Source organism: Marinobacter xestospongiae (assembly GCF_023156385.1).
Lineage (GTDB): Bacteria > Pseudomonadota > Gammaproteobacteria > Pseudomonadales > Oleiphilaceae > Marinobacter > Marinobacter xestospongiae.
The window spans coordinates 79,047-103,063 of the sequence record NZ_JAKZAK010000015.1; the positions used below are offsets into that span (position 1 = coordinate 79,047).

Below are 24,017 nucleotides of genomic sequence, written 5' to 3' on the forward strand. Positions count from 1 at the left end.
ACAGGTGAGATCATGATCGACAATACCGGCTACGACGCCTATCAACACGCCCAGGTGGAAGCCCGTGCGGCTTCGGCCGATCCCCACCAGCTGGTGCTGATGCTGGTGGACGGTCTGCTGGACGAGCTGGCCCGCATCGAAGGGCATCTGGCAGCAGGCAACCTGGAACGCAAGGCCGAATCCGTTACCCGCTGCATGGACATCCTTGGCGGCCTGGATACCGCCCTGGACCTGGAAAATGGCGGCCCCATCGCGGAGGAACTGCACCGGCTGTACGACTTCTGCGGCCGCCAACTGTTTGATGTCAGCGTCAAGAACGACCCGGCCGGCCTCAAGGTGGTACACCAGGTGATGTCCGACCTGCGGGAGGGCTGGCAGGCCATGGCGGCCTGATTGCCGCCACTTCCGGTCGCTTCCGCCGGGGCGGAAAACCCACTTCCTCCCCGGCTTAAATCTTCCAGCAACCCCTTGATTCTTATAGCCAACCAAGTTGGCATACCCCCTGCTTAGCAAAGTCAGATCGCAGCACCGGGCGCAGGCCCAAGGTATCGCTGGCGCCACTGCCGGCACCACTGGATGTGACAGGACACCCGCAATGAGCACACGGCTTACGGATTCCATACAGCAACTGGCGACCCAGCTTCGCGCCGCCACCGATGATCAGGACTGGGCCCGCCTGGAAGGGCTGGACCGCCAGGTCAACGAGCTGCTGCAACGGACCCGGCCGATGCCGTCAACGCTGAACGGTGCGCTCGCCGAACTGCAGCAGGCACACCGTTACGCCATGACCCGGGCCACGCGCCACGCCGAAGCCCTGGGTGAGCGCCTGCAACGGATGCAGGATCACAGCGAGGGCCTGCGGGCGTACGAACAGATGGAGGGGCAACCATGATCAGCTTCGGCTCAGCGCCACCGTCTAGCTCGGGCTCAACGCACTCATCCGCTCCGGCCACCGGTTTCCGCCAGTCCCAGGGCAGCGCGACGGATGCCCCGACTGGCCCCTTCCAGGCGTTGATGGGTGCCACGCCGGCGACCAGCGGATCACCAGGCAAGGAGACAACACTGGACGGTTTCCGCACCGCCGATGCCTCTTCCGACGGCTCTTCCGACGCCTGGGCGGATCTGCCGACATCAGCCGACGCCAGCCGCGGCGGTGCGGCAGCAGGCGAGCCAGCCAGCGAGGATGCCGATGCCCTCCTCGCCGACGCGCCCGGGGCAGACCAGGACACCGGCGCAGACGCCGCGGAGGCAATCCATCCGGCCGCGGGTAACGAGCGGGCCTTCCGACAAACGCCAGTGCCCCCGGCCTCGACGGCCCCGGGCACCGAACCGAACGCGGCCGCCCAAACCGCGGCCCGGGCGCTCGCCGTCCCGGGCAGTGACGCCACCGCCGGTCCGGTTCGGCCCCAGGCTCCGACCGTTACCACAAGTGCCACACCAACGGCAGAGCGGGCCACCACCGACACCGGTCGTCCGCTCACCGCGGCGCCCAACAGTCTGGAAACCCGGGCACCACTGCCCAACGGCGGTAGCGGCTCCGGCAACGGGTTTGAGGCGCTGCTGGCCAGTGCCCGCCGGGAAGCCAGCGGTTCCGGCACCCAGACCGGCGCGGTGACCAACCCGGCCGCCGATGCCCGTCCCGACGGTCTGGCCGCCAGCCAGCGCCTGACACCGGCGGCGGAGTGGGCCCCGGTCAAGGTGGATACCCAACATACCCAGTGGAGCCGCGACCTCGCGGCCGCACTGGGTGACCGGCTGCAGATGCAGGTCAGCCAGCAGGTCAAGGAAGCCAGCGTGCGTCTTGATCCGCCGGAGCTGGGGCGGATTGAGCTGACCGTACGGATGGACGGCGATCGCCTCAACATCCAGCTCCACGCCAGCAATGGCCAGGTCCGTGACCTGCTGTCCCAGCATGCGGAACGCCTGCGCATGGACCTGATGGCCCAGAACGGCCAGACCGTCGATGTCCAGGTGGGCCAGCACAGTGGTGGCGAACGTCACGGCCACAACCAGCCACAGCCGGCCGAACGGATCATCGCCAACACCACCGCGACACCCGATGACCGCGACCATTCACCGACACCGTCAGACCGCTGGCTCAGTACCAGCGCTTGAGGAGAACCAGTACCGTGAACAGACATCAACAGGCCGGGGCCATGAACAAGATGCTGATGATCGTCATCAGCCTGATCCTGCTGCTGTTGCTGACCGTGGTCGGTGGCGGCGCCTGGGCGGTCTCCAGCGGCCGGCTGGACCTGTCCAGCCTGTTCCAGGAACCACCACCGCCACCGGTGCAGATGAGCGAGACACCGCTGTTCAAGGATCTGGACAAGTTTGTGGTCAGTCTGGCCAATGAGCGGACCCAGCATTACATGATGCTGGAGCTGTCCCTGGTCAGCCACGACCCACGCATGCCGGAGCAGGCCGAGGCGCTGAACTCGGTGATCCGCAACGCCCTGCTCAAACAGTTCGCCGGCATGACCCGCAGCGAGGTGCGGGAACAGATGGCGGCCATGGACCAGCTCCAGGCCCAGTTGCAAACCAGCCTGGTGGCGGCCGCCGAAGGCTACGGCCAGCCCCTGGCCATTGAAGAGGTTCTGGTCACCAACGTGGTGATCCAGTAGGAGAACGCGCCATGCAGACCGCCTACGCCACCAGTTCCCAGGGAGAGGATTTCGCCGCCCGCGAGAGCCAACTGCTGCACCGCTTCGCCTACCTGGTCAAGCGGGCCTGCAGCCACCTGCGCAGCCAGGTCAGTGCCAGTTTCAATCAGGAAGACTTCGAACAGGTCGGCCTGATGGGCCTGCTGGAGGCCATCCGCCGCTACGGTGAGCCGGATGAGGCGTTTGAGAGCTTCGCCTTCAAACGCATCCGCGGCGCCATTCTCGACGAATTGCGGCGGCAGGACTGGCGACCACGGCGGGTCCGCCAGGCCAGCCATGACCTGAACCACCATCATCGCACCCTGTTCAACCAGCTGGGTCGCGAGCCCACGGACGAAGAGCTGGCCGAGGCCGCCGGCGTCACCAGCGCGCAGGTCCGGGAGATCCGTTACGACAGTCAGGCGGAAGAAATGCAGTGCCTGGACGACTGGCTGGCCAAAGGCGGCGACATTGGCAGCCACAGCCTCGCCCGCACCGAACTGCAGCACACCATTGCCTCCGCTATGGCCCAGATGCCGGAGCGGGAGCGGCTGCTCATTGCCCTGTACTACCAGCACGAACTCAACATGAAAGAGATCGCGCTGACTCTGGGGCTGACCGAATCCCGGGTTTGCCAGCTGCACAAAGAGTGCCTGGCCCATCTCAACCGCCTGCTGGGGGAATAACACGCTATGCAGATCATCATTGGCCTTGTCATCGTACTTGCCGGCGTGTTCGGCGGCTTCATTATGGCCAGCGGCAAGCTGGCGGCGTTCTGGCAACCGGCGGAGCTGGTGGTGATCCTGGGGGCCGGCCTGGGGTCGATGATTGTCGGCAACTCCAAGGTGGTGCTGAAGGATTGCCTGCGCCAGCTCAAGGGCCTGTTTGGAGGCAAGGAAGACGAGGCGGAGAAAACCCGTCAGTTCCTGATGCTGATGCACCACCTGCTGGACGCCATTCGCCAGAATGGTCTGCTGGTGCTGGACGAACACGTCGAGGAACCGTTTGAAAGCCCCTGGTTCCAGCAGTACCCGCTGGTGCTGGCCGATCCGATTCTGGTCAACTTTATTGCCGACAACCTGCGTATGCTGTCCATGGGAAAGGCCAACGCCCATGAGGTGGAAGCCCTGCTGGAGCAGGAAATCATGGCGATCGAGGATGACCTGCTAAAGCCCTCCAAGGCGCTGCATCGCACCGGTGAAGCCATGCCCGGGTTCGGTATCCTGGCGGCAGTTGGCGGCATCATCATTACCATGCAGTACCTCGACGGCCCGCTGGCCACCATCGGCCTGCACGTAGCCGCGGCGCTGGTGGGTACCTTCATCGGTATCTTCTTCTGTTACGGCGTGCTGGAACCGGCCGCCTCGGCACTGCATGAAAAGGTTCACCGCCACGTCTCACTGCTGGAGGCGGTCAAGGCCATCCTCACCGCGCAACTGGAGGGCAAGGCCCCCTTGCTGGCGGTGGATGCCGGTCGGCGGGTACTGGAGCTGGACATCAAACCGTCCTTTGCCACCCTGGAAAACTGGATCGACGACGCTGACGGCGATGAAGCCGGCTTCGAAGAGCCAGCGCGCGAGGCCGCCTGATGCGCACCCAGCAAACGGTTGTCATTAAACGGGGCGGCCGCCGTCGCAACGACGACTCCGGCGGTGGCGGCGCCTGGAAGGTGGCCTTTGCCGACTTCACCATGGCAATGATGGCGCTGTTCCTGATCCTGTGGATTCTGTCCGCGTCGACGCAACAGGAACGGGAAGTGGTCTCCAGCACCCTGCGCAACTACTCGATCTTCGATGGCCAGCCCAACCCCTTCGAACTGGGCAACAGCCCCCACCCGTTCGACCTGGAGGGCTATCCCTCACTGATCCAGGGGGTCGCCAGCGAAATCCTGACCAGCGGCAACCACGGTGTGGGCACCTCGCTGCACAATCAGCAGCGGCAAGATGGCCTCAAGATGTCCGGCACCGGCGATGGCACCAGCCTCGACAGCATCTTCGAATCCCCCTTCCCGGACCTGGCCACGCTGCAGGTGATGGCCGATGTGATGGAGGAGATGGGGCGCCAGTTGGGTGCCATGGACAACCTCGCCATCGATCTGGTCCCCCAGGGGCTGCGGATTCGGCTTCAGGACAACGACAACCGCCAGATGTTCGAGCGTGGCGGGGCCGCCATGCACCCCTTCTTTGAGGACATGCTGCTGGCTCTGGCCCCGGTGTTCGGACGCATCAACAACGGCCTGGTGATCTCCGGTCATACCGACACCGTGCCCTATCAGGGCCGCCAGTATGGCAACTGGGAACTCTCCGGGGATCGTGCGCTGTCCGCCCGGCGGGTCCTGATGGCCGGCGGCGCGCCGTCAGACCGTTTCCTCCAGGTGGTGGCGATGTCTGATCGCACCCTGGCCAATCCGGATGATCCCACCGACAGCGCCAACCGCCGCATCGAAATCCTGGTCCTGACCGAACAGGCGCAGGCGGAACTGATGGGACTGTTCGACGCCAACCAGGCCAACAGCGAGCTCAACCAGGCCCGGGAGCAGGCCCGCCAGAACCAGCCGGTCACCCGGTGAATCCCCCTTCCCAAGCCCCCAAAACGCGAGCTCCGGGCCTTCAGTGGTGATCCGACGTTAATCAGAGGCTTGCTAAAGTTTCTCCCCCATGCGGTCGCTTATTGATCAGTAATGGGGGAATCCCAGCCTTCCGGGGCCATCACCACAACGCCTGCGCCTGACCATCTATACTGTTGGCCAGACGCATCGGCGCCCCGGACCGGCACACCGATGCCCCTCCCGCAACCGCAGAGGCCGGACGCCATCCGGCGGGTGAGCGCGCATGGCACGAGTCATACAGGCCCGACGGGTCGCCCTGAGCCAGAAGATCATTGTCTACCTGGTCATCCTCAATCTGATCCTGGTGATCGCCTATTTTTCCCTGGCGGGCGGGCTGCGGCTGCCGGCGGCAGTTGTGATCCCGGCGCTGCTGGTGTTCTACAACATGCTGCTGAGCTGGCTGGTGATCCGCCGGTCCCGCCGCCTGGGCGACCGCCCGATGCTCTACACCATGGTGTTCAGTGTGCTGCTGCTGAGCGTTGGGCTGCTGACAAAGCTGTTCGGTTAACGGCGCGCCAGAGGCCCTTTCGCGCCTTCCGGCCGCCGCGGTTCTACGCCAGCCACCAGACGCGCTATAATCCGCCGACATTCGACAGCTCAACAGGAACCGGCTGATATGGCTTCCGAACTGGTCTCACCGGCGATGCAGACCCGCGCCAGGGACTATGCCCACCTGCTTCGACTCGACCGTCCCATCGGCAGCGTACTGCTGCTCTGGCCCACCTACTGGGCCCTGTGGCTGGCGGCGGACGGCATTCCCGCCCTCGGCAACCTGGTGGTGTTCACCCTCGGGGTGTTCCTGATGCGCGCAGCCGGCTGTGCCATCAACGACTTTGCCGACCGCAAGGTCGACGGCCACGTTAAACGCACCAAGGATCGCCCGTTGGCCTCCGGCCGAGTCAAACCCGTCGAAGCGGTAGGGCTGTTTGCCGGCCTGTCGCTGGTGGCGTTTCTGCTGGTGGTACTGTTCACCAACGCGCTAACGCTCTACCTGTCCTTCGGCGGCCTGCTGCTGGCGTTCATCTACCCGTTCATGAAACGCTACACCCACCTGCCCCAGCTGTTCCTGGGGGCGGCGTTCTCCTGGGCCATTCCCATGGCCTGGGCTGCGGAGTCCGGTGACATAAGCCGCCTGGCCTGGCTGCTGTTCACCGCCAATGTGCTGTGGACGGTCGCCTATGACACCCTCTACGCCATGGTGGACCGGGACGACGACCTCAAGATCGGGGTGAAATCCACCGCCATTCTGTTTGGTGACGCCGACCGGGCCATTATTGGCGGCCTGCAGGCGATGGTGGTACTGGTACTGGCGGTGGTGGGGGGCCAGGCCAAGCTGGGACTGGCGTTCTACCTGGGGCTGGTGGCCATGGCGTGCCTGTTTCTCTATCAACAGCACCTGGCCCGCAACCGGGAGCGTGACGGCTGCTTCAAAGCCTTCCTCAACAACAACTGGGCCGGGATGGTGGTGTTCCTGGGGCTGTTCATCGATCGCCTGTGACGAACCGGTTGCAACGGCAACTGTCATATACCTGTAACAGTAGGCGGTTGTAATGAGGCAGCAACAAAGAAGCTATCACGGGAGATTGTGACCCGCTCCCACACCGCTTCCGAACCCCGTCTGATACAGGTTATTGCTCATGTCTGGAAAAACTGTCCTGATCGTTGACGATGAGGCGCCGATCCGCGAAATGATCGCCGTTGCCCTCGAGATGGCAGACTACAACTACCTGGAGGCAGAGGATGCCCGCCAAGCGCATGCCCTGATCATCGACAAACAGCCGGATCTGGTCCTCCTGGACTGGATGCTGCCCGGCACCAGCGGCGTCGAGCTGGCCCGCCGGCTGAAGAAAGAAGAAGCCACGGCGGAAATCCCCATCATCATGCTGACCGCCAAGGTTGAGGAGGACAACAAGATTCAGGGCCTGGAAGTCGGCGCCGACGACTACATCACCAAGCCCTTCTCCCCGCGGGAGCTGGTCGCCCGCCTGAAGGCAGTGCTGCGACGCGCCACCCCACCGGGTGTGGAAAGCCCGATTGAAGTGGACGGCCTGACTCTGGACCCGGTCGGCCACCGGGTCACCACCGCAGAGGGCGCCCTCAATATGGGCCCCACCGAGTACCGACTACTGCAGTTCTTCATGACACACCAGGAGCGCGTGTACACCCGCTCCCAACTGTTGGACCAGGTCTGGGGCGGCAATGTCTACGTTGAGGAACGTACGGTGGACGTCCATATCCGCCGGTTGCGCAAGGCCCTCGGGGAAAAGTACGATCACCTGATCCAGACTGTACGGGGTACCGGCTACCGTTTCTCCACCCGGGCCGCGTAGGTCATTTCCTCGCCGCCATACGATGGACAGCCCATGCAACACAACTGGTCACGCTATCTGCGACTGATCGTCGGCTTTCTTATTGCGACCACTGGCATCGGCCTGTTCTTCGGACAGCCGGTGCTGGGCCTGCTGACCGGCCTGATCATCTACCTGATCTGGACCCTGGTGCAGGCCCGCAAGCTCTACCACTGGCTGGCCAATCCCACCACCGCCGACGGCGCACCAGAAAGCCTGGGCATGTGGGGAGACATCTTCGACGGCCTCCACAAGATGCAACAGCATCACCTGCTCACCAGGGATCGGCTGGTGGCGCAGATCAACCGTATTCAGGAATCCACCAACGCCATGCGGGACGGCGTGATCATGACCGACTCCCGCGGTATTCTGGAGTGGTGGAACGGCTCAGCAGAGCACCTGCTGGGATTCCAGCGCCAGTCGGACCGGGGCCAGCATATCCACAACCTGATCCGTACACCGGCGTTCAAATCCTACTTCGACGCCCGCGACTACCGCGAACCGCTGGACATGCGATCGCCCTCCAAGCCCCATATTCACCTGCAGGTACAGATCAGTCTGTTCGGTGACGACGACCGCCTGATCGTGGCCAAGGATGTCACCCGGCTGTTCCAGCTGGAACAAATGCGGCGGGACTTCGTCGGCAACGTGTCCCACGAGATGCGCACTCCACTGACTGTCATCAGCGGCTATCTGGAAACCCTGGTGGACAACGCCGACGACCTGCCGCCGAAGTGGCGCCGGGCCATCAACACCATGGATCAGCAGGCTTCCCGCATGGAGGCGCTGATCACCGATCTGATCCTGCTGTCGAAGATTGAAACCGGCGAGAACACCATCTCCGACAGCACCACCGACGTTCAGGCGCTGATCAGTCAGGTGTGCCATGACGCCCAGGCCCTGAGCGGAGAGCAGCAGCACGAGATCACCGTGGAGGTGGGCGAGCGGCGGTTGTTACGGGGCGACGAGAGCCAGATTCGCAGCGCCTTCTCGAACCTGATTTTCAATGCCGTGAAGTACACCCCGGCTGGCGGGCGGATTGACGTGCGCTGGTACACCGATCGTCAGGGCGCTCACCTGGCGGTGAAGGACACCGGTATCGGCATCGACCCGATCCACATTCCGCGCCTGACCGAACGCTTCTACCGCGCCGACCCGAGCCGCCACAAGGAAACCGGTGGCACCGGCCTGGGCCTGGCCATCGTCAAGCACGTGCTGCTCAACCACGATGGCAATCTGGAGATCCAGAGCCGGATCGGCGAGGGCAGCACCTTTATCTGCCACTTCCCCCGTGAACGGCTGGTAGAAGTGCCGCCAGAACGGGCCAACACGGACCTGGCGAACCACTAACCGCCGGCACGGAAGCGGGCAATGAAACGGGACAGGTCCTCCAGCTTCTGGGGGTCCTCGTCCACAAACCGCACCACCACACTGACGAAGTCGGTGTCCTGTCGCTTGTCCACTGCCTGTAACTGATGGACATAACCGTTGAGCCGGGCCATCTGGCCTTCCGCTACTTCAATGTCCACCACGGCCTGGTCGAGAATGCCGGGAAAGTCCTGATCGCGTTTGGCAATGACCCGCACTTCGTTGAGGGTAATATCCTTGACCACCGACCGCAGCGTACTCTCGGCGAAGCGCACCGAGGCCACGCTCAGCGGCGCCTTGGTCGGACGCGCCTTGCTCGCCGGTGGCTGGCTGGACGCAGCACCCCGCAGCAACGGATTGTCCGCCGGGACGGCGGGGGATTTGGGCGACTCGGCGGGCTCCCGCTTCTGGGTCAGCAACGAGGCCGACTCCTTGAACGCGTCCGCCGGGCTGGCCATCGATTTGCCACTGCGCGACATGGCTTCCTTCAGGCGCTTGCCCATCACCTTGATGATCTTCTTACTCAGGCCCTCCGGACTGAACGGCTTGCCCAGGTATTCAGACACCCCCTGCTTGACCGCTTCAATGACATGGTCCTTGTCGCCACGACTGGTGATCATGATGAATGGCACTTTCTGGTACTGCGGCTGCTCCCGCATCCACTGCAACAGCTCCAGACCGGTCATCTCCGGCATTTCCCAGTCGCACAGTATCAGGTCGAAGGTCGTCCTCGACATCAGTGACTGGGCACGTTTGCCATTGGCTGCCTCGGTCAGCTCCATCACCGGAAATCGCTGGCGAACCGTCCGTTTCACCAGATCGCGCACGAAGCTGGCATCATCCACCACCAACGCCTTCAACACTGCCATAGAGAGAACCTTTATCGAGAGAACTTTTGTCGAGAGAACTTTTGTCGAGAGAACTTTCGTCGAGCAAACCTGTCGTTCGTTATCGGTATGGGTAACGGTCTGAACACAGTAGCCGTCCGTACACGGTAACTGTCTGTGCGCGGCAACAGTCCGCACACGGTAACTATAGAACAAACCATTCAAGCGCAGGCGATCCGGTTACTACATCGCTACAAACTCATGCAGAGGCTTACCACCCGGCGCAGCGAGTCCGGGCGCCTTAAGGAATTGTCACCCTGAGCGCTCAAGCGACACGTTCAACAATCGCCGAAACGCGATAACATGGACATTGGATGACAGTAACAACACAGGTCGGCAACTCGCCGGCGACTCCCCCACAGCGTTTTGAGGTCAGACGTGGTTACCCAGAATTTCCGGTTCCAAGGCAGGTTCCCCAGCTTTCATCGACTGCGCCAGTTTGGACTGCTGGCCCTGTTTGCCAGTTCCAGCGCCCTGGCCACTCCCGCCAGCGATACATCAAACGAGGCCTTCGATGCCTGCGTCGCCGGGCTGAAAGACAAGGCCATTGCAGCGGGCGTGTCACGGCCGGTGGCCGACGACGTGCTGGCAAGCGTGGAGCACCTGGATCGGGTGATCGAGCTGGACCGGCGCCAGCCGGAGTTCACCACCACCTTCGCGGATTACCTGAACCGACGGGTCAATCCCCGACGCATTGAACAGGGCCGTCTGCTGCTGGAAGAGCATCAGGAACTGTTGCAACGGGTAACCCGGGAAACCGGTGTTCCACCAGCCTACCTGCTGGCGTTCTGGGGACTGGAGACCAACTTCGGCAGCTATTTCGGTCGCATGTCGGTACCCAGCGCCCTGGCAACCCTGGCGTGCGATCCGCGCCGCAGCAGCTTCTTCACCACCCAGTTGATTGCCGCCTTGCAGATCATTGATGAAGGCGCCATTGCCGCCGAACAGATGGAAGGTTCCTGGGCCGGGGCGATGGGGCACGTTCAGTTCATGCCCACGGTGTTCCTAAAGCACGCCGTCGACGCCGACGGCGATGGCCGCCGCGATCTCTGGAACAGCCTGCCCGATGCCATGATGTCCGCCGGTCAGTTCCTGCAGTCCATGGGCTGGGACCCGGACTACCGCTGGGGACGGGAAGTACAGTTGCCAGAGGGCTTTGACTACAGCCTGGCCGGTCATGGCCAGCGGTCCCTGGCGCAGTGGCGTGAGCTGGGAATCACCGACGCCTTCGGCCAGCCCCTGGACGACCTCGAGCTGCAGGCAAAACTGATCGTGCCGGCCGGCCATCGCGGTCCGGCGTTCCTGGTCTACAAGAACTTCCGGGTGATCATGGGCTGGAACCGCTCGGAATACTACGCCATCTCCGTCGGGCACCTGGCAGACCGTATTGCCGGCGCCGGCGGCCTGCACAATCCGCCCCCGACCGATACCCCGGCGCTGTCCCGCGACATCATCAAGACCCTGCAGCAGAGCCTGAACCGGCAGGGCTTCAGCGCCGGCTCAGCCGACGGCATCCTGGGACCGGCGACGCGCCGGGCCATTCGCCAGTTTCAGGCCCGTAACGGCCTGACTGCGGACGGCTACCCGGACCAACGCCTGTTCCAGGCCCTGGAGCTGGACGGATGGACTCAATAACCCAGGCGGCGCTGGGCGCCGCTCTCGGCGGAGCCATTGCCGGCCGGGTGCTGGGCCGTAAGGCCCTGCTGGGCGGTGCCCTGCTCGGCACCCTGCCAGACCTGGATGTATTGATCGACTACGGCAGCGCGGTGGCGGACTTCACCCTGCACCGGGGCTTCAGCCATTCGCTGCTGGTGCTGCTGCCGTTCAGCGCCTTGCTGGCCTGGGCGTTACAGCGGTGGCGACCGGTGATGAGCTATCGCCACTGGTGGCTGTTCTGCGGCGCCACCCTGATGACACACCCGATGCTGGATGCCTTTACCACCTACGGCACCCAGCTTTGGTGGCCACTGGGCGACCCGGTGGCCCTAAACAGCGTGTTCATTATTGATCCGCTCTACACCTTGCCACTGCTCGCCGCCATTGCCCTGTTCCTGTGGCGGCCGGCCCAGCCCCGGGCACTGGTGACCGGCCTGATACTGTCCACCGGCTATCTGGGCTGGTCATTGATGGCCCAGCAACTGATCAACGAGCGGGTCACCCCGACACTGGCAGAGCTGGGTGCCGCGGACGCTCCCCGGCTGGTACAGCCCATGCCCCTGACCACACTGTTGTGGCGGGTCACGGTGATGGACGGCGATCGCCGCCTGGAGATGGTGACCGGCCTGCTCGATGGCGATGCGCCACTGCATGTGGAGACCTTTCCCACCCGGCCAGAGCTGGCGGCCGCCGCGCAGCGGTTACCGGAAGGTCAACGCCTGGCCTGGTTCACCCGGAGCTTTCTCGACTACACCATCATTGAAGGTCAGTTGGCCGCAACCGACGTCCGGCTCGGCGTGCCCGGCGCCCACCCGTTCACCTTCGTGCTGGCCAAACGTCAGGACGGCCAATGGCAGCCCGCCCGCTCCAGCCGCCACGAAACCCCAACCCCGGACCGCCGGCTGCTGGGCACCCTGTGGCAGCGTCTGACTGGCGAGCAGCCGGTGCTGTGCCTGGCCACCCTGCAGGCACAACCGGACGCCGAAAGCTGTAGCTGATCATGCGACTGGATGGATTTATCGCCAAGGCCACCGGACTGTCCCGCAAGGACGCCAAGCGTGCCATCGGCCAGGGCCGGGTGCAGGTGGCCGGCTCCCCCTGTCGCCAGGCCGCCCACGCCGTCGCTGCCGACGACACGGTTACCCTGGATGACCGTGAGCTGAACGCCCCCACGGCGCGTTACCTGATGCTGCACAAACCGGCCGGAGTGGTCAGCGCCACGGTCGGTGAGGACCGCCACCCCAGCGTGCTGAGCCTGCTGCCCGCGCAGTGGCAACGAGACCTGCACCCCGTCGGCCGCCTCGATCAGGACACCACCGGCCTGTTGCTGCTGACCACCGATGGCCAGTGGTCCCACCGCATCACCGCCCCTCGCCACCGCTGCCCGAAAACCTACCGGGTCACCCTGGCCGAGCCACTGACCGCCAGCGCGCTGGCCCAGTTGCGAGAAGGTCTGCGGCTTCGCAACGACCCCACTCCCACAGCACCCGCCGAGGCGGAAGCGGTGGACACCCACTGTCTGGACCTGACTCTGCGGGAGGGTCGCTATCATCAGGTAAAACGGATGCTTGCGGCGGTGGGGAATCGGGTGGTGGCCCTGCACCGGACCCGCATCGGCGATCTGGTGCTGGACCCTGAGCTGGCGCCGGGTGAGTTTCGGGCGCTGACAGACAGCGAGATTGACGGCTTTCTGAAAGGTGGAGAGAACGAACCGGCCTGAAGCGGTTCCCGGTCGGTCAGCGGCTCAGGAGGACGTGGACTCAAACCGTTGCTGAGCCAGGTTCTTGCGGACCTGGCCGGCGGCAAAAACCTCGCCGTTCATCGCCAGGTACACACCGGCGGGCAGCAGTTTCAACGCGGCCCAGGCAAACCCCAGGTTGAACACCGCATCGCTGTGGCGCATACGCGCCGGCTGCATGGCCCCGGTCAGCACGATGGTCTTACCATCGATACCGGCAAGGGCGTCCGCGGTCTGGGGCATGGTGTCGGTGCCGTGGGTGATCAACACCCGCTCGGCCTTACAGGCCTGCACCGCATCGCGAATGATGGCCCGGTCCTGGTCGTCCATTTCCAGGCTGTCCTTGCGCATCAGCCCGGTCAACTCATAACCGTCACTGATGTTGGCTTCCTGCAGCAGGGTCGGCAGCAGGCTGTCGACCACCTCAAACTCGCTGTTGGCATCGAAGTAGTGCTTGTCGATGGTGCCGCCAGTGGTGAAGATCTGAATCATACGGGTACGTCCTTAATCCACCCTCGGTTAGTGCACCTTACGGTCCTGGGCCGCAGCGGCGTAATGGGCATTGCGGCGTTGTTCATAGTCCCGGGCGGCTCCGGCCACCTGACCGGTTTCCCCGGTGGCGAGCCAGCGCCGGATACGGCCGGCATCCCCCAGCGGTGACCGGGTACCAAAGGAATCCAGCAACACGGTGATCACTTCACGTCCCTGCATCTCCGACACCATCACCAGGCACCGGCCGGCTTCGTCCAGGTAGCCGGTTTTGCTCAACCCCACCGACCAGTTACCCCGGTTGACCAACACGTTGGTATTGCCGAACAGCAGACGATAACGGGGCTGACGGAAACGGCCTTCAAAGGTCACAGTCGTGGAGTACTGCCGCAGGCGCTCATCGGCCGCGGCGGCCCTCGCCAGGCGGACCAGATCGCCGGCGGAGGCACGGTTGTCGGTAGACAGGCCAGTGGGATCAACGAAGCGGGTGTGGCTCATGCCCAGCGCCCGGGCCTTGTCGTTCATCGCCGCCACAAAGGCATCGAAGCCTCCCGGGTGATGACGTGCCAGGGTATAGGCCGCAAAGTTTTCCGACGACATCAGCGCAATGCGCAGCATGTCGCCCCGACGCAGGGTGGAGCCGACGCGGATGCGGGTGTAGGCATTGGCGCTGGCGGCCTGGTGCCGTGGGTAGAATTCCAGCCACTCGTCCAGCGGTTCGCCGGAATCCAGAACCACCAGGGCGGTCATCAGCTTGGTGATGGAGGCGATGGGCACCGAACGCTCAGCGTGCTTGTTCACCAGCAGCTCGCCGTCATCCAGGTAGGCTACCGCGGCGCTGACGGAAGCCAGCTTCGGCGTAGTTGACGTCTCTCCGGTTGCTCCGGCCTGGGCACCCCCAGCGAGACTCAACAGCAACAGCGCCTGGGTGATGGCAAGAAGACGGCAAAATGAACGACGGAACATGTAGAACGGGGCTCTCTGGTCAGGCGATTGGGCACAGGGCCGGTGCAATCCGCAAGCCGAAACTGCGGACACGATCCGCCTACTATACCAGCGAACGCCGCCGGGCCCTATTGGCCGGCGGCGGCCTGAACGTCCTTCAACATCCCTTTCACCACCCTGCCATCACTCCTTCATCAACCCGTCATCGCCGCTCAGGGTGGGGTCAGCACGTAGTCCCGCAGGTCCAGCTCTTTCATCTGGCGGGCGTACTGCGAGGCAAACCCGGGATACATGGTGGCGTTGAAGCCATCTTCGGTGAGGTACCAGCTCTTGCAGCCGGAATTCCAGTTGGTGCGGGCCAGCCGTTTCTGGATACCGTCGTTGTAGGCCTGCTGGGCACTGTCCCGCACCGCCAGGGACTTGAGGTTGCGGTTAAGGATAGTTTTCACCCCCCGCACGATGTAGTCGATCTGCGATTCCATGTACACCAGCACCGAGTTGTGGCCGGGGCCGGAGTTGGGACCGAAGGTCAAAAACAGGTTGGGGTAACCCGCCACGTTGACGCTCTTGTAGGCCTGGGCGCCCCGCTGCCAATCCTCTGACAGCAACCGGCCGCCACTGCCCCGCACCGGGAAAGGGGTGCCGGAATGACTGACATCGAATCCGGTGGCAAAGACGATGCAGTCGAACTGGTGCTCAATGCCCTCCACAGTGCGGATGCCGTTCTCACAAAGCCGGGCAATGGGCCAGGTGATCAGCTTGCAGTTGGGCTGCTGCAGCGCCGGGTAGTAGTCGTTGGACACCAGGATACGCTTGCAGCCAATCCGGTAATCCGGCGTCAACTGGCGCCGCAGCCAGCGGTCGCGAACCTGGTGACGCAGGTGCCAACGCCCCAGACGCTCCGCCAGCCGGGTGACCGGTGAGTCCCAGATCACCGCCAGCGCCATGGATTCATGTGCGAGGTACAGCCCCTTCCGTAACGCCGATTGGCTGGCCGGCAGCCGGCGGAACAACTGTTTCTGCCACTGCGGTGTTTCGAAGTCCGGTCTGGGCATCACCCAGGCCGGCGTGCGCTGGAACACCGTCAGCTTTTGCGCGTCCTTGACCAGCTCGGGAATGATCTGGATGGCGCTGGCTCCGGTTCCGATCACCCCCACTTTCTTGCCGCGGAAATCGTAGTCGTGATCCCAGGCGGCGCTGTGGATCTTATGGCCCTGATAGCGATCAATGCCGGCGATGTCCGGGTAGCTGGGGTTGGACAGCGGGCCATGGGCCATCACCGCCGCGCGAGCGCTGAACTGTTCGCCGGACTCGGTGCTGGCCCGCCACAGGCCATGCTGATCATCGTAGGCCAGGTCGGTGACGTTCTGGTTGAAGCGGATATACTGCGCCAGGTCGAAACGCTCCACCATCGCCTTGATGTACTCGAAAATCTCGGTACTGCCGGAGAAGCTGCGGCTCCAGTCCGGGTTCTGGTCGAACGAGTATGAATACAGGTTGGACGGAATGTCGCAGGCCGCACCGGGGTACTGATTGTCACGCCAGGTACCGCCAACATCGGCAGCCCGCTCCAGGATCACGATATCGCGGATACCGGCCTGCTGCAGGCGGATGGCGGTGCCCAGGCCGGCGAAGCCGGCACCGACGATCAACACCGTGGCGGAGGGATGACGCTTGCGGCGTCCGGGCGTTTTGGGGCGGGAAGGATTGCTCATATCAAACTCTCACAGAACCGGAAACGGAACGATGGCCATCCCGGGGCGCCCGAAACGCCCCGGGGTCATCGGTGATACCACAGCTCAGGCGGTGGGTCGGTAGGTCAGCTCCCGCACCCAGCTGGGGACCGCCGGCAGCGCGCGGCGGGGGATGTAGCTGGTGACCTTGACGATGGCATCCACCGGCGTGTGGTAGAGACGGTTGTCACGGTTGACCACCCAGCGACTGTGGAGCTTGATGATCTGGAACCAGGGATTACGGCGACCATCTTCCGTGCGACCACCGATCTTCTCGAACTTGCCCATGCACTCGTACAGCTTCTCCTCTGACAGCCCCATCGCCACCACGTTGTCCCGCATCTTGTTGAGCAGGGGGAAGTAGGATGCAATACCCAGGATCAGCCGGGGGTCCATCAGCCGTGCCGCCATGGTCACCATTCTGGTGTAGGTGGCGCCATGGCCCTGCATTTCCATGACCGTGAAGCCCACCCCGAGATGGCGGGACTCATCGTCATTGATCTTTTCGAAGGCCTGGTGACACACCGGATCATCCACGGTATCCAGCAGGAACTTGCACAGGGCGCCATCAAGGGCAATTTCCAGCATCGGCACCACGGTCCCCAGCACGTACACCGGCATCTCATCGCTGTAGCGATCCAGCCACTCGATGACCAGACGCAGGTTGATATTGGGCTCGGGCAGCTCATCGCCGTCGAGCATGCCCCAGCGTTTCATCAGTGCCATCTCGGCATTGGCGTGGCGCTGCTCCTCGGCGTGGAAGTAGCTGTACAGCTCTCTCAGGGTGTCGGTGGGTGCTTTCTTCGCCATGGCGGCGAAAGCCCGGGCGCCGACGTGCTCGATCCACATCAAATCGGCCATGAATTCCTTCAGCCTTGGCCACTGTTCGTCGGTGATCCGGTCCGCCCCCGGGGCGTCCCAGTCGATGTCGGCGAGGGACCATTGGGTCGCCTTCACCTTGGCAAGCATTTTGTCGAGATCAATCTTGGCCATGGGTACTCCGTACAGCCGATCTGTGGGCAGGCGGGCGTTGCATCCCCGATTACTTTCGTCCACAGTAAAGCGAATGCTTGTTCGGATTCAATTCGGAAAATCATGGCCAGAAAACCCCGTCAACAACGCGCCAAAGCCACCGTCAACGCCATCATTGAAGCCAGCTTCATCGCCATGGCAGAGCACGGCCCCGCCGCCACCACAACTCGCCAGATTGCTGATATTGCAGGGGTTGGTGTGGGGTCGCTGTACGAGTACTTCGACAACAAGGAGCAGATCTTCCAGGTGATGGGGGAACGCTTCGTGGCCGACACCATTGCCCTGATCCACCCCCTCATTCCGACCCTTGTTCGGAAACCGATGAAGGATGCGGTGCGGGAACTGCTGCAGCATTTCCGGGATTTCCTGCAGGAAGACGACGAGCGTTACCTCAAATGCGCCCGTCACGCCATGACGCTGGGCTTCGAAGAACACATGGAGCCGCTGCAGAAAGCGCTGTCAGAACTGGTGACCCAATACCTGATGCACCACCCGGAAACCCTGAAGATCCGCAACATTCCCACCATGAGCTACATCATGATCAACGGCGGTATCTTTGCGGTGGTGCGGCATCTGTCGGACCCGGCACCGCCCATCAGCTTTGACGAACTGGTGGAGGGCCTGGCTACCATGGTGGGTCACTACACGGAGCAGGAAATGGCGCTGGCGGAGGCCTCCGCCAGCGACGGGCAACAGGGCGGGTAGATGCGAGAGTGATCGTCAGCCGGAGATGAACACCGGACCGAAGCCGAGGTTCCACAACAGCACCGAGCCCACCCGGGTGGTTACCAGAATCACCAGGGCAACCGTCAGCAGGGCGCCACCGTACATCACCGCCCGTTCCTTCGGAATCTGCATGACAATCGGCAGGCCATCGTACATCAACCAGGCGCCGTAGCAGGCCGCCACCAGGAACACCACGGCGTTGAACCAGGGCACCGGGTACAGCAGAGCAAAACCGGCGAGAAACAGGGGGGTGCAGGAGTAAGCCGCCAGGGCGATGCCGTTGGAGGCATTGTGCTCTTCTCGTGCGCCATAGGTCCGCGCCATCCAGTTAATGGCGTAGCCCAGCGCAAAGACCCCCACCAGCATGGCCAGATAGGTCAGGACGCTGAGCTGCAGCGCGCTGATCTCGGTGAGCTTGATCAGACGGTCATTGCCGATGGTCCAGCCAAACATGGCGGTAGAAACATAGGCGCATACCGGACCAATCGCCGCCAGCAGCACCACATAGGCGACATAGACCCGGGTCGGGGTTTCGTGTTCTTTTCGGATGGATGCCCACTCATCATCAGGGTGGGTAAACAGACCAAACGCGTGACCTAGAAGCATAGCCGTTTCCCTCTATTGTTGTGTTGCGCATTTTTTATACGCCTCACTTTGAAACTAGATCAGAAACGGCCAAAGCTCCAGTTTACCGACGCGCCATCACGACAGCCGGGGGTCGGTGGCCTCAACCCCTGGTTGATCCCGGTTTCGATCGCGGAACGCCAGCAGTACGTCCACGCCTTCGCCCTGAAGGAAATCGCGGAATTCCAGCCAGTCCACCAGGCAGTACAAACACATCGCCGGGTAATGCCAGTGGTCAAACTCACCGTCCTGAACCCGCTCCGCCAGGGCGCTGAGGGTCTTGGCCACTCGCTCCCACTGCAGGTTGTAGAACATCGCGTCCTGGTCGACATCCAGCCCCGAGCGTTTGGACAACAGCAGGGTCACGAAGGAATCGTTGGCGGCGTCGATCAGCGTCAGCAGGTTTTCCTGGTCCCAGGTCAGCGGGTCCAGGCCCTGGCGGGCGCTCAGGTAGCGGGCGATGACGCGGGAATCGAACAGGGTCTGATGACCGTCGATCAGCATCGGTATCTTCAGCGCCGGATTGTGCTTACGCAGTTCGTCCCGATCGCCGCCATAGATGTCCAGGTTGGCGAACTCATGGGGTTCGTCGGTCAGCAGCAGGCGGATTCGTCGCACGTAGGGCGAGGTGGTTGAGCCAATCAGTTTCATGACAGGTCCTTAGGGGTTGTTGGCCAGTTGGGATACCAGAGTGTCGGGATCGACCGCTTCGTAGCCGTGGGCTTCCGCCACTTCCCGGTAACCGACCTGGCCACGGCAGACATTCAGCCCCCGGCGCAGGTGAGCGTCGTTAAGCAGCGCCTGTGCCGTGCCCTGGTCCGCCAGGGCGACGATATACGGCAGCGTGACGTTGTTCAATGCCAGGGTGGATGTACGCGCCACAGCCCCGGGCATGTTGGCCACACAGTAGTGCACCACCCCTTCTTCCACAAAGGTGGGATTGTCGTGGGTGGTGGCCCGGGAGGTCTCGACACAGCCGCCCTGATCAATCGCCACATCCACCAGCACACTGCCATCTGGCATCCCCCGGAGCATATCCCGGGTGACCAGCTTGGGCGCCGAGGCGCCGGGAATCAGCACCGCGCCAATCACCAGATCCGCTTCGGTTACCGCCTGTTCCAGGGCGTCGGCGGTGGAGAACAGCGTGCGGATGCGATTGCCATACTGACGATCCAGGCTCCGCAACACCTCCATGTTGCGATCCAGCACTGTCACATCCGCGCCCAGCCCTACCGCCATGGCCAGTGCATTTTGGCCGACCACGCCGCCGCCAATCACCGTCACCCGTGCCGGACTGACGCCGGGAACGCCTCCCAGTAACACACCGCGGCCGCCGAGGGATTTCTCCAGGCAGTGGGCGCCGGCCTGCACCGACATTCGCCCGGCAACCTCTGACATTGGCGCCAGCAGCGGCAGGTGGCCGTGATCGTCGGTCACCGTCTCATAGGCGATACAGGTGGCGCCGGAGGCGATCAGGTCGTCGGTCTGGGCACGATCCGGAGCCAGATGCAGGTAGGTAAACAGGGTATGATCGGGGGTCAGCATAGCCCGTTCGCCGGCCTGGGGTTCCTTCACCTTGACGATCAGTTGCCCCTGCCCGAACACCTCCGCCGCCGTACCGGCAATGCTGGCGCCCACGCGGGCGTAGTCGTCGTCGCTGAAGCCGATGCCGGCTCCGGCCTGGGTTTCCACCACCACCCGGTGGCCATGGCCGACCAGTTCCCGAACCGCCGACGGTGTCATGCCGACACGATACTCGTGATTCTTGATTTCCTTGGGTACGCCGATAATCATGATGCCGGTACGCCACCTGGTCAGCCGCCAAAGCGGGCTCCCCGGTGCGCACTGTCCTCCGTTGCTGGTTACTCCACTGGACCGGCCACCGGCTCACCGGCGCCGGCCTGCCAATGGCTACCCGAGCGGACCGGGCCGACTCACCCCCGTCCACAGCTTGCCACGCTTCAGAGACGCCACTGATCCACCCGGACGTCACCCTGAGGTGATCCCCGGTGCATCAGAGACTGTCGAGATACTCGGGTACCCTGTCCCACAGTTCAGCAGACTGCTGAATTTCAGACAACTGATTCCACAACAGTTCACAGAACTCCGGATAACGCTGATAAAAGTCGTCGGAAAACACCAGATAGGAGTACCCGCGACCGAGGGGCGCCGGTATCGGCTCGATCCGTTCACGAAAGCACGGGTTGACCGCCAGCAGATGTTCCGCATACAGCCGGTCCGCTGCTACCGCCTGCACCCGACCGCGCAGCAGCATCTCAAAGCGTCCCTCCAGGCTCGGGTTCTCATACACCCGGACGCCGTGGCGGCGCAGCCGCTGACCGACCGAGGACGCAGTCGGTACCACCGCCGACCGGGGCCAGGGGCGATCCTCATCGTCGGTCTTCAGTCGATAGAGCCCCCAGCGCCAGCTCAGTACCGCACGGGCACTGTCCAGTCGCTCGGTGCCACCGGGCAGGTGCCCCTGGCTGCGGACATCATCCAGCGCGGTGGAACTGATCACGCCGTCCACCCGCCCCTGCTGCAGACTCATCAGCGCCCGCTTTCGGGGCTGACGGCGATAGTGAATGGTGACTCCCGCGCGCTCTGCCAGCAGTTCCAGAGCATCCACCAGCAGGCCGGGACGAGGCTGATGCAGGGCAGGACCATTGCTCAGCAGCAGCGGGAAAAAGGCTTCGGCGGGCAACGCCACCGTCATTTCCGCCGGCCGGCCGCGGGTGGAGGCCATCGCCTGCCACAAAACATCGTCACGCTCACCGGTCAGCGGGTTCCGTGCACCCAGCACAATTTCCCGCTGATAATCCTGCAACTCGGCCACCAGAGTCTCCCCCAGCAGGCGCCGACTGCCGCCATCCAGTACCAGAGCAATACCGCCCTGGGCCAGCCCCAGGTTCTTCTGGTGGGTCAACCAAAGCCGATAGCGCTCGTTGATCAGGGAGACATATACAGCCTGGTCCAGCCGTTTCGTTGCGGAGGTGAGGACACTGTCGGGAAACAGCGGATTCTGGTCGCTGTCCACGCCGATGGCCAACACTCCCAGGCGGTCCGCCTCGGCCAACGCCCCCAGGCTGCTGTCACCGGCCACCGGGAACACCACATCGGCCCCGTTGGCCACTATGGCCGCCACCAACCGACGGGCTGCTGCGTGATCGCTCCACGGTCGCGGAGTCACCTCCGCCAGGTAGCGGACGGTTACCTGCACATCGTCCCGAACAGTTCGTGCACCGGCCTCGAAACCTCGGCGAAACTCCTCCAGCGCTTCGTTGGCAACGCCACCCAGGAAGCCCAGATGCCCGCTGTCGCTGCGACGAGCCGCAGCCACACCGGCCAGGAAAGCCACTTCCGCCTCGCGAAAGGCCACCGAGCGGACGTTGGGGCGGTCCAGGGTGTAATCCAGCGTGATAAATACGGTATCAGGAAAATCGGCTGCGACCCGGCGCACCGACTCCGCAGTGCTGCTGCTCGGCACCAGGATCGGGGTATAGCCGGCCTCAGCAAGCTGCCGCAGCCGCTGCCGATGAGCCACCGGCTCCACTTCGGTAAAGGGCGTCACCGCCACACCGTAGCGATCTTCAAACCGCCGGATGCCCCGCACCATCTGGGCATTGAAGCCCTGATCGTCGAGCACCTCGCCGTTAAACAGAATCGCCGGCCGGAACGGCGGCGTGCCAGCCGCTGCCAACGAACACACCGTGACCCCGGTGAAGACCCAGACCACCAGCCAGATCAGACGGCGGACACCCCGTAACTGCGTCCACTTCATCACCAACGAACCACCGCTGTTACCAACATCTGTCACAGAGTCCCTTCACAACAACTATAGTTTGAGAGCCTGCGGCCACTTGGCGCCGCCTCTTCCCTTCCCATCTAGACAGGAGTCCCGGACATGCAATTGTACCCTCTTCCAGCCCTGGCAGCCGCCTCGCTACTGTGGCTCGGTCAACCCGCCCTGGCGGCGCTTCATACCGAGACGGTCGATTACCGGATCGACGATGAAACCTTCTCAGGGTACCTGGCGTTCGATGACAGTTCCGACCAGCCCCGCCCCGGCGTACTGGTGGTCCACGAGTGGTGGGGGCATAACGAGTTTGCCCGCCAGCAGGCCGAGCGACTGGCAGCAGAGGGCTACACCGCGTTCGCCCTCGACATGTATGGTGATGGCAAGCTGGCCGAACATCCCGAAGACGCCATGGCGTTTGCCAAAGCCGACCCGGAGCGACTGCGGCAGCGTTTTCTGGCGGCAATGGCGGTGCTGAAAAATCACCACACGGTAGCTTCGGACCAGATTGCCGCCCAGGGCTACTGTTTTGGTGGGTCGGTGGTGCTGGATATGGCTCGACAGGGGGTGGAGCTGACCGGCGTGGTCAGTATCCACGGCGCGCTGACCAGCGCTGTGCCGGCGCAACCCGGCAAGGTGCAGGCGCGGGTCCAGGTGTACACCGGTGGTGCGGACCAGTTGGTGCCGGCCAGCCAGGTGGCCGGTCTGGTGGAGGAGATGCAGACGGCGGGCGTAGATCTGACCATCACCAGCTTCCCCGGCGTCCAGCATTCCTTCAGCAACCCTGCCGCCGATCAGGTCGGTGAACGTTTTGACCTGCCGCTGGGGTACGATGAAGGCGCCGCCCAGCGGACCTGGGACGGTACCCTGGCGTTCTACCGGCAACTGTTCGAACACTAGTGGCCCATCGGGTTACGTTGCTGATCGACCGAATCACGGCCCGGGACGCAAAAACGAAAAAAGGCAGCCGAAGCTGCCTTTTTCTGCCGTATCTCTGCGATTACAGAGCTACAACGTTCTCCGCCTGAGGACCTTTCTGGCCCTGAGTTACGGTGAACTCGACCTGCTGGCCTTCGGCCAGGGTCTTGAAGCCGGAGCCCTGAATGGCGCTGTAGTGAACGAAAACGTCCGGGCCATCTTCGCGGGTGATGAAGCCGAAACCTTTGGTTTCGTTGAAGAACTTAACGGTGCCGGTGGTTGTAGACATATCTTAACACTTCCTGAAATCAATCATATTTCTGTCGTCACATGTGGTGACGCCTGGTAACGGAAAAACTGGACTCGCGGATCAAAAACAGGACGATGCACAACTCACTTCGGCCGAATACGTCTTATTCATGACATGCTTTTCAAATCTTTCCTACCCGTTGCACTCTACTCCTTGTTTTTATTCTTGCCAAGCTGATTTTTTCACAACAATACCGA

26 protein-coding genes are annotated in these 24,017 nt (G+C 63.2%); 16 read left to right on the forward strand and 10 right to left on the reverse strand.

What is annotated here, in order from left to right:
* Nucleotides 1-12: 12 nt before the first annotated feature.
* From fliS to phoR, 11 genes are all read left to right on the forward strand, one after another.
* On the forward strand, nucleotides 13-393 hold the full coding sequence (fliS, locus tag MLD24_RS12080) for a flagellar export chaperone FliS (protein ID WP_248166822.1): 381 nt from the start codon (nucleotides 13-15) through the stop codon (nucleotides 391-393).
* A gap of 202 nt (nucleotides 394-595) precedes the next feature.
* The gene (locus tag MLD24_RS12085; RefSeq protein ID WP_248166823.1) at nucleotides 596-892 is read left to right on the forward strand and encodes a hypothetical protein; all 297 of its coding nucleotides are present in this window, start codon (nucleotides 596-598) and stop codon (nucleotides 890-892) included.
* Nucleotides 889-2,115 carry a flagellar hook-length control protein FliK gene (locus tag MLD24_RS12090; RefSeq protein WP_248166824.1) on the forward strand — a complete coding sequence of 409 codons (1,227 nt, stop codon included), beginning with the start codon at nucleotides 889-891 and terminating at the stop codon, nucleotides 2,113-2,115. The genes MLD24_RS12085 and MLD24_RS12090 overlap by 4 nt, the downstream gene beginning before the upstream one ends.
* Nucleotides 2,116-2,129: 14 nt before the next feature.
* On the forward strand, nucleotides 2,130-2,624 hold the full coding sequence (locus MLD24_RS12095) for a flagellar basal body-associated FliL family protein (RefSeq protein WP_248166825.1): 495 nt from the start codon (nucleotides 2,130-2,132) through the stop codon (nucleotides 2,622-2,624).
* An 11-nt stretch (nucleotides 2,625-2,635) separates the two neighbouring features.
* The gene (fliA, locus tag MLD24_RS12100; RefSeq protein ID WP_248166826.1) at nucleotides 2,636-3,328 is read left to right on the forward strand and encodes a FliA/WhiG family RNA polymerase sigma factor; all 693 of its coding nucleotides are present in this window, start codon (nucleotides 2,636-2,638) and stop codon (nucleotides 3,326-3,328) included.
* A 6-nt stretch (nucleotides 3,329-3,334) separates the two neighbouring features.
* Nucleotides 3,335-4,231: a flagellar motor stator protein MotA gene (gene motA / locus MLD24_RS12105; RefSeq protein WP_227173735.1), complete on the forward strand. Its 897-nt coding sequence runs from the start codon at nucleotides 3,335-3,337 to the stop codon at nucleotides 4,229-4,231.
* The gene (locus MLD24_RS12110; protein ID WP_248166827.1) at nucleotides 4,231-5,211 is read left to right on the forward strand and encodes a flagellar motor protein MotB; all 981 of its coding nucleotides are present in this window, start codon (nucleotides 4,231-4,233) and stop codon (nucleotides 5,209-5,211) included. The genes motA and MLD24_RS12110 overlap by 1 nt, the downstream gene beginning before the upstream one ends.
* 262 nt (nucleotides 5,212-5,473) lie before the next feature.
* Nucleotides 5,474-5,758, forward strand: coding sequence for a hypothetical protein (locus MLD24_RS12115; RefSeq protein WP_248166828.1), 285 nt, complete (start codon nucleotides 5,474-5,476; stop codon nucleotides 5,756-5,758).
* Between the two features lie 108 nt (nucleotides 5,759-5,866).
* Nucleotides 5,867-6,748 (forward strand): 4-hydroxybenzoate octaprenyltransferase, encoded by an 882-nt coding sequence (gene ubiA / locus MLD24_RS12120; RefSeq protein WP_248166829.1) that lies wholly within the window; start codon nucleotides 5,867-5,869, stop codon nucleotides 6,746-6,748.
* A gap of 139 nt (nucleotides 6,749-6,887) precedes the next feature.
* Nucleotides 6,888-7,580 (forward strand): phosphate regulon transcriptional regulator PhoB, encoded by a 693-nt coding sequence (gene phoB, locus MLD24_RS12125; protein ID WP_227173727.1) that lies wholly within the window; start codon nucleotides 6,888-6,890, stop codon nucleotides 7,578-7,580.
* A gap of 33 nt (nucleotides 7,581-7,613) precedes the next feature.
* Nucleotides 7,614-8,948, forward strand: coding sequence for a phosphate regulon sensor histidine kinase PhoR (gene phoR / locus MLD24_RS12130; protein WP_248166830.1), 1,335 nt, complete (start codon nucleotides 7,614-7,616; stop codon nucleotides 8,946-8,948).
* Here phoR and MLD24_RS12135 read toward each other — a convergent pair.
* Nucleotides 8,945-9,835 (reverse strand): response regulator, encoded by an 891-nt coding sequence (locus tag MLD24_RS12135; protein ID WP_227173723.1) that lies wholly within the window; start codon nucleotides 9,833-9,835, stop codon nucleotides 8,945-8,947. The genes phoR and MLD24_RS12135 overlap by 4 nt on opposite strands.
* A 447-nt stretch (nucleotides 9,836-10,282) precedes the next feature.
* Here MLD24_RS12135 and MLD24_RS12140 point away from each other — a divergent pair, with 447 nt between their 5' ends.
* Genes MLD24_RS12140 through MLD24_RS12150 form a run of 3 tightly spaced genes read left to right on the forward strand, consistent with a single transcriptional unit; the run spans nucleotide 10,283 to nucleotide 13,229 of the window.
* On the forward strand, nucleotides 10,283-11,488 hold the full coding sequence (locus tag MLD24_RS12140; protein ID WP_425562304.1) for a lytic murein transglycosylase: 1,206 nt from the start codon (nucleotides 10,283-10,285) through the stop codon (nucleotides 11,486-11,488).
* Complete coding sequence (locus MLD24_RS12145) at nucleotides 11,476-12,507, forward strand: metal-dependent hydrolase (protein ID WP_227173721.1); 1,032 nt, start codon at nucleotides 11,476-11,478, stop codon at nucleotides 12,505-12,507. The genes MLD24_RS12140 and MLD24_RS12145 overlap by 13 nt, the downstream gene beginning before the upstream one ends.
* Nucleotides 12,508-12,509: 2 nt before the next feature.
* A complete protein-coding gene (locus tag MLD24_RS12150) occupies nucleotides 12,510-13,229 on the forward strand; it encodes a pseudouridine synthase (RefSeq protein WP_248166831.1) in 720 nt (239 codons plus the stop codon).
* A gap of 24 nt (nucleotides 13,230-13,253) precedes the next feature.
* On the opposite strand, the gene MLD24_RS12155 is transcribed toward MLD24_RS12150, so the two are convergent.
* From MLD24_RS12155 to MLD24_RS12170, 4 genes are all read right to left on the reverse strand, one after another.
* The gene (locus MLD24_RS12155) at nucleotides 13,254-13,739 is read right to left on the reverse strand and encodes an asparaginase domain-containing protein (protein WP_227173718.1); all 486 of its coding nucleotides are present in this window, start codon (nucleotides 13,737-13,739) and stop codon (nucleotides 13,254-13,256) included.
* Nucleotides 13,740-13,766: 27 nt separating this feature from the next.
* Nucleotides 13,767-14,702, reverse strand: coding sequence for a D-alanyl-D-alanine endopeptidase (pbpG, locus tag MLD24_RS12160; RefSeq protein WP_248166832.1), 936 nt, complete (start codon nucleotides 14,700-14,702; stop codon nucleotides 13,767-13,769).
* Between the two features lie 191 nt (nucleotides 14,703-14,893).
* The gene (locus tag MLD24_RS12165) at nucleotides 14,894-16,396 is read right to left on the reverse strand and encodes a flavin-containing monooxygenase (protein ID WP_248166833.1); all 1,503 of its coding nucleotides are present in this window, start codon (nucleotides 16,394-16,396) and stop codon (nucleotides 14,894-14,896) included.
* Between the two features lie 84 nt (nucleotides 16,397-16,480).
* The gene (locus MLD24_RS12170; RefSeq protein ID WP_248166834.1) at nucleotides 16,481-17,407 is read right to left on the reverse strand and encodes a ferritin-like domain-containing protein; all 927 of its coding nucleotides are present in this window, start codon (nucleotides 17,405-17,407) and stop codon (nucleotides 16,481-16,483) included.
* 102 nt (nucleotides 17,408-17,509) lie between these two features.
* On the opposite strand from MLD24_RS12170, the gene MLD24_RS12175 reads away from it, so the two are divergent.
* Nucleotides 17,510-18,151, forward strand: coding sequence for a TetR/AcrR family transcriptional regulator (locus MLD24_RS12175; protein WP_248166835.1), 642 nt, complete (start codon nucleotides 17,510-17,512; stop codon nucleotides 18,149-18,151).
* Between the two features lie 15 nt (nucleotides 18,152-18,166).
* Here MLD24_RS12175 and MLD24_RS12180 read toward each other — a convergent pair whose 3' ends face one another.
* The 4 genes from MLD24_RS12180 to MLD24_RS12195 all read right to left on the reverse strand — a co-directional run bounded on the left by MLD24_RS12180 (nucleotide 18,167) and on the right by MLD24_RS12195 (nucleotide 22,613).
* On the reverse strand, nucleotides 18,167-18,778 hold the full coding sequence (locus MLD24_RS12180; RefSeq protein WP_227173708.1) for a Yip1 family protein: 612 nt from the start codon (nucleotides 18,776-18,778) through the stop codon (nucleotides 18,167-18,169).
* Between the two features lie 96 nt (nucleotides 18,779-18,874).
* Nucleotides 18,875-19,447 (reverse strand): glutathione S-transferase family protein, encoded by a 573-nt coding sequence (locus MLD24_RS12185; RefSeq protein WP_248166836.1) that lies wholly within the window; start codon nucleotides 19,445-19,447, stop codon nucleotides 18,875-18,877.
* A gap of 9 nt (nucleotides 19,448-19,456) precedes the next feature.
* Complete coding sequence (gene ald, locus MLD24_RS12190) at nucleotides 19,457-20,590, reverse strand: alanine dehydrogenase (protein WP_248166837.1); 1,134 nt, start codon at nucleotides 20,588-20,590, stop codon at nucleotides 19,457-19,459.
* A 220-nt stretch (nucleotides 20,591-20,810) separates the two neighbouring features.
* Complete coding sequence (locus MLD24_RS12195) at nucleotides 20,811-22,613, reverse strand: BMP family ABC transporter substrate-binding protein (protein WP_248166838.1); 1,803 nt, start codon at nucleotides 22,611-22,613, stop codon at nucleotides 20,811-20,813.
* A gap of 87 nt (nucleotides 22,614-22,700) precedes the next feature.
* Here MLD24_RS12195 and MLD24_RS12200 point away from each other — a divergent pair, with 87 nt between their 5' ends.
* Nucleotides 22,701-23,492, forward strand: coding sequence for a dienelactone hydrolase family protein (locus MLD24_RS12200; RefSeq protein ID WP_248166839.1), 792 nt, complete (start codon nucleotides 22,701-22,703; stop codon nucleotides 23,490-23,492).
* A 100-nt stretch (nucleotides 23,493-23,592) separates the two neighbouring features.
* Here the strand turns inward: MLD24_RS12200 and cspE are convergent, their stop codons facing one another.
* Entirely contained in the window at nucleotides 23,593-23,799 is a 207-nt protein-coding gene (cspE, locus tag MLD24_RS12205; protein ID WP_227173699.1) for a transcription antiterminator/RNA stability regulator CspE, read from the reverse strand.
* Nucleotides 23,800-24,017 lie beyond the last annotated feature (218 nt).

What these genes read in the sequence shown, in the direction of transcription:
- fliS (WP_248166822.1), top strand. Translation starts at nt 13, where the DNA reads ATGATCGACAATACCGGCTACGACGCCTATCAACACGCCCAGGTGGAA.
- MLD24_RS12085 (WP_248166823.1), top strand. Translation starts at nt 596, where the DNA reads ATGAGCACACGGCTTACGGATTCCATACAGCAACTGGCGACCCAGCTT.
- MLD24_RS12090 (WP_248166824.1), top strand. Translation starts at nt 889, where the DNA reads ATGATCAGCTTCGGCTCAGCGCCACCGTCTAGCTCGGGCTCAACGCAC.
- fliA (WP_248166826.1), top strand. Translation starts at nt 2,636, where the DNA reads ATGCAGACCGCCTACGCCACCAGTTCCCAGGGAGAGGATTTCGCCGCC.
- motA (WP_227173735.1), top strand. Translation starts at nt 3,335, where the DNA reads ATGCAGATCATCATTGGCCTTGTCATCGTACTTGCCGGCGTGTTCGGC.
- MLD24_RS12110 (WP_248166827.1), top strand. Translation starts at nt 4,231, where the DNA reads ATGCGCACCCAGCAAACGGTTGTCATTAAACGGGGCGGCCGCCGTCGC.
- MLD24_RS12115 (WP_248166828.1), top strand. Translation starts at nt 5,474, where the DNA reads ATGGCACGAGTCATACAGGCCCGACGGGTCGCCCTGAGCCAGAAGATC.
- ubiA (WP_248166829.1), top strand. Translation starts at nt 5,867, where the DNA reads ATGGCTTCCGAACTGGTCTCACCGGCGATGCAGACCCGCGCCAGGGAC.
- phoB (WP_227173727.1), top strand. Translation starts at nt 6,888, where the DNA reads ATGTCTGGAAAAACTGTCCTGATCGTTGACGATGAGGCGCCGATCCGC.
- phoR (WP_248166830.1), top strand. Translation starts at nt 7,614, where the DNA reads ATGCAACACAACTGGTCACGCTATCTGCGACTGATCGTCGGCTTTCTT.
- MLD24_RS12135 (WP_227173723.1), bottom strand. Translation starts at nt 9,835, where the DNA reads ATGGCAGTGTTGAAGGCGTTGGTGGTGGATGATGCCAGCTTCGTGCGC.
- MLD24_RS12145 (WP_227173721.1), top strand. Translation starts at nt 11,476, where the DNA reads ATGGACTCAATAACCCAGGCGGCGCTGGGCGCCGCTCTCGGCGGAGCC.
- MLD24_RS12150 (WP_248166831.1), top strand. Translation starts at nt 12,510, where the DNA reads ATGCGACTGGATGGATTTATCGCCAAGGCCACCGGACTGTCCCGCAAG.
- MLD24_RS12155 (WP_227173718.1), bottom strand. Translation starts at nt 13,739, where the DNA reads ATGATTCAGATCTTCACCACTGGCGGCACCATCGACAAGCACTACTTC.
- pbpG (WP_248166832.1), bottom strand. Translation starts at nt 14,702, where the DNA reads ATGTTCCGTCGTTCATTTTGCCGTCTTCTTGCCATCACCCAGGCGCTG.
- MLD24_RS12165 (WP_248166833.1), bottom strand. Translation starts at nt 16,396, where the DNA reads ATGAGCAATCCTTCCCGCCCCAAAACGCCCGGACGCCGCAAGCGTCAT.
- MLD24_RS12170 (WP_248166834.1), bottom strand. Translation starts at nt 17,407, where the DNA reads ATGGCCAAGATTGATCTCGACAAAATGCTTGCCAAGGTGAAGGCGACC.
- MLD24_RS12175 (WP_248166835.1), top strand. Translation starts at nt 17,510, where the DNA reads ATGGCCAGAAAACCCCGTCAACAACGCGCCAAAGCCACCGTCAACGCC.
- MLD24_RS12180 (WP_227173708.1), bottom strand. Translation starts at nt 18,778, where the DNA reads ATGCTTCTAGGTCACGCGTTTGGTCTGTTTACCCACCCTGATGATGAG.
- MLD24_RS12185 (WP_248166836.1), bottom strand. Translation starts at nt 19,447, where the DNA reads ATGAAACTGATTGGCTCAACCACCTCGCCCTACGTGCGACGAATCCGC.
- ald (WP_248166837.1), bottom strand. Translation starts at nt 20,590, where the DNA reads ATGATTATCGGCGTACCCAAGGAAATCAAGAATCACGAGTATCGTGTC.
- MLD24_RS12200 (WP_248166839.1), top strand. Translation starts at nt 22,701, where the DNA reads ATGCAATTGTACCCTCTTCCAGCCCTGGCAGCCGCCTCGCTACTGTGG.
- cspE (WP_227173699.1), bottom strand. Translation starts at nt 23,799, where the DNA reads ATGTCTACAACCACCGGCACCGTTAAGTTCTTCAACGAAACCAAAGGT.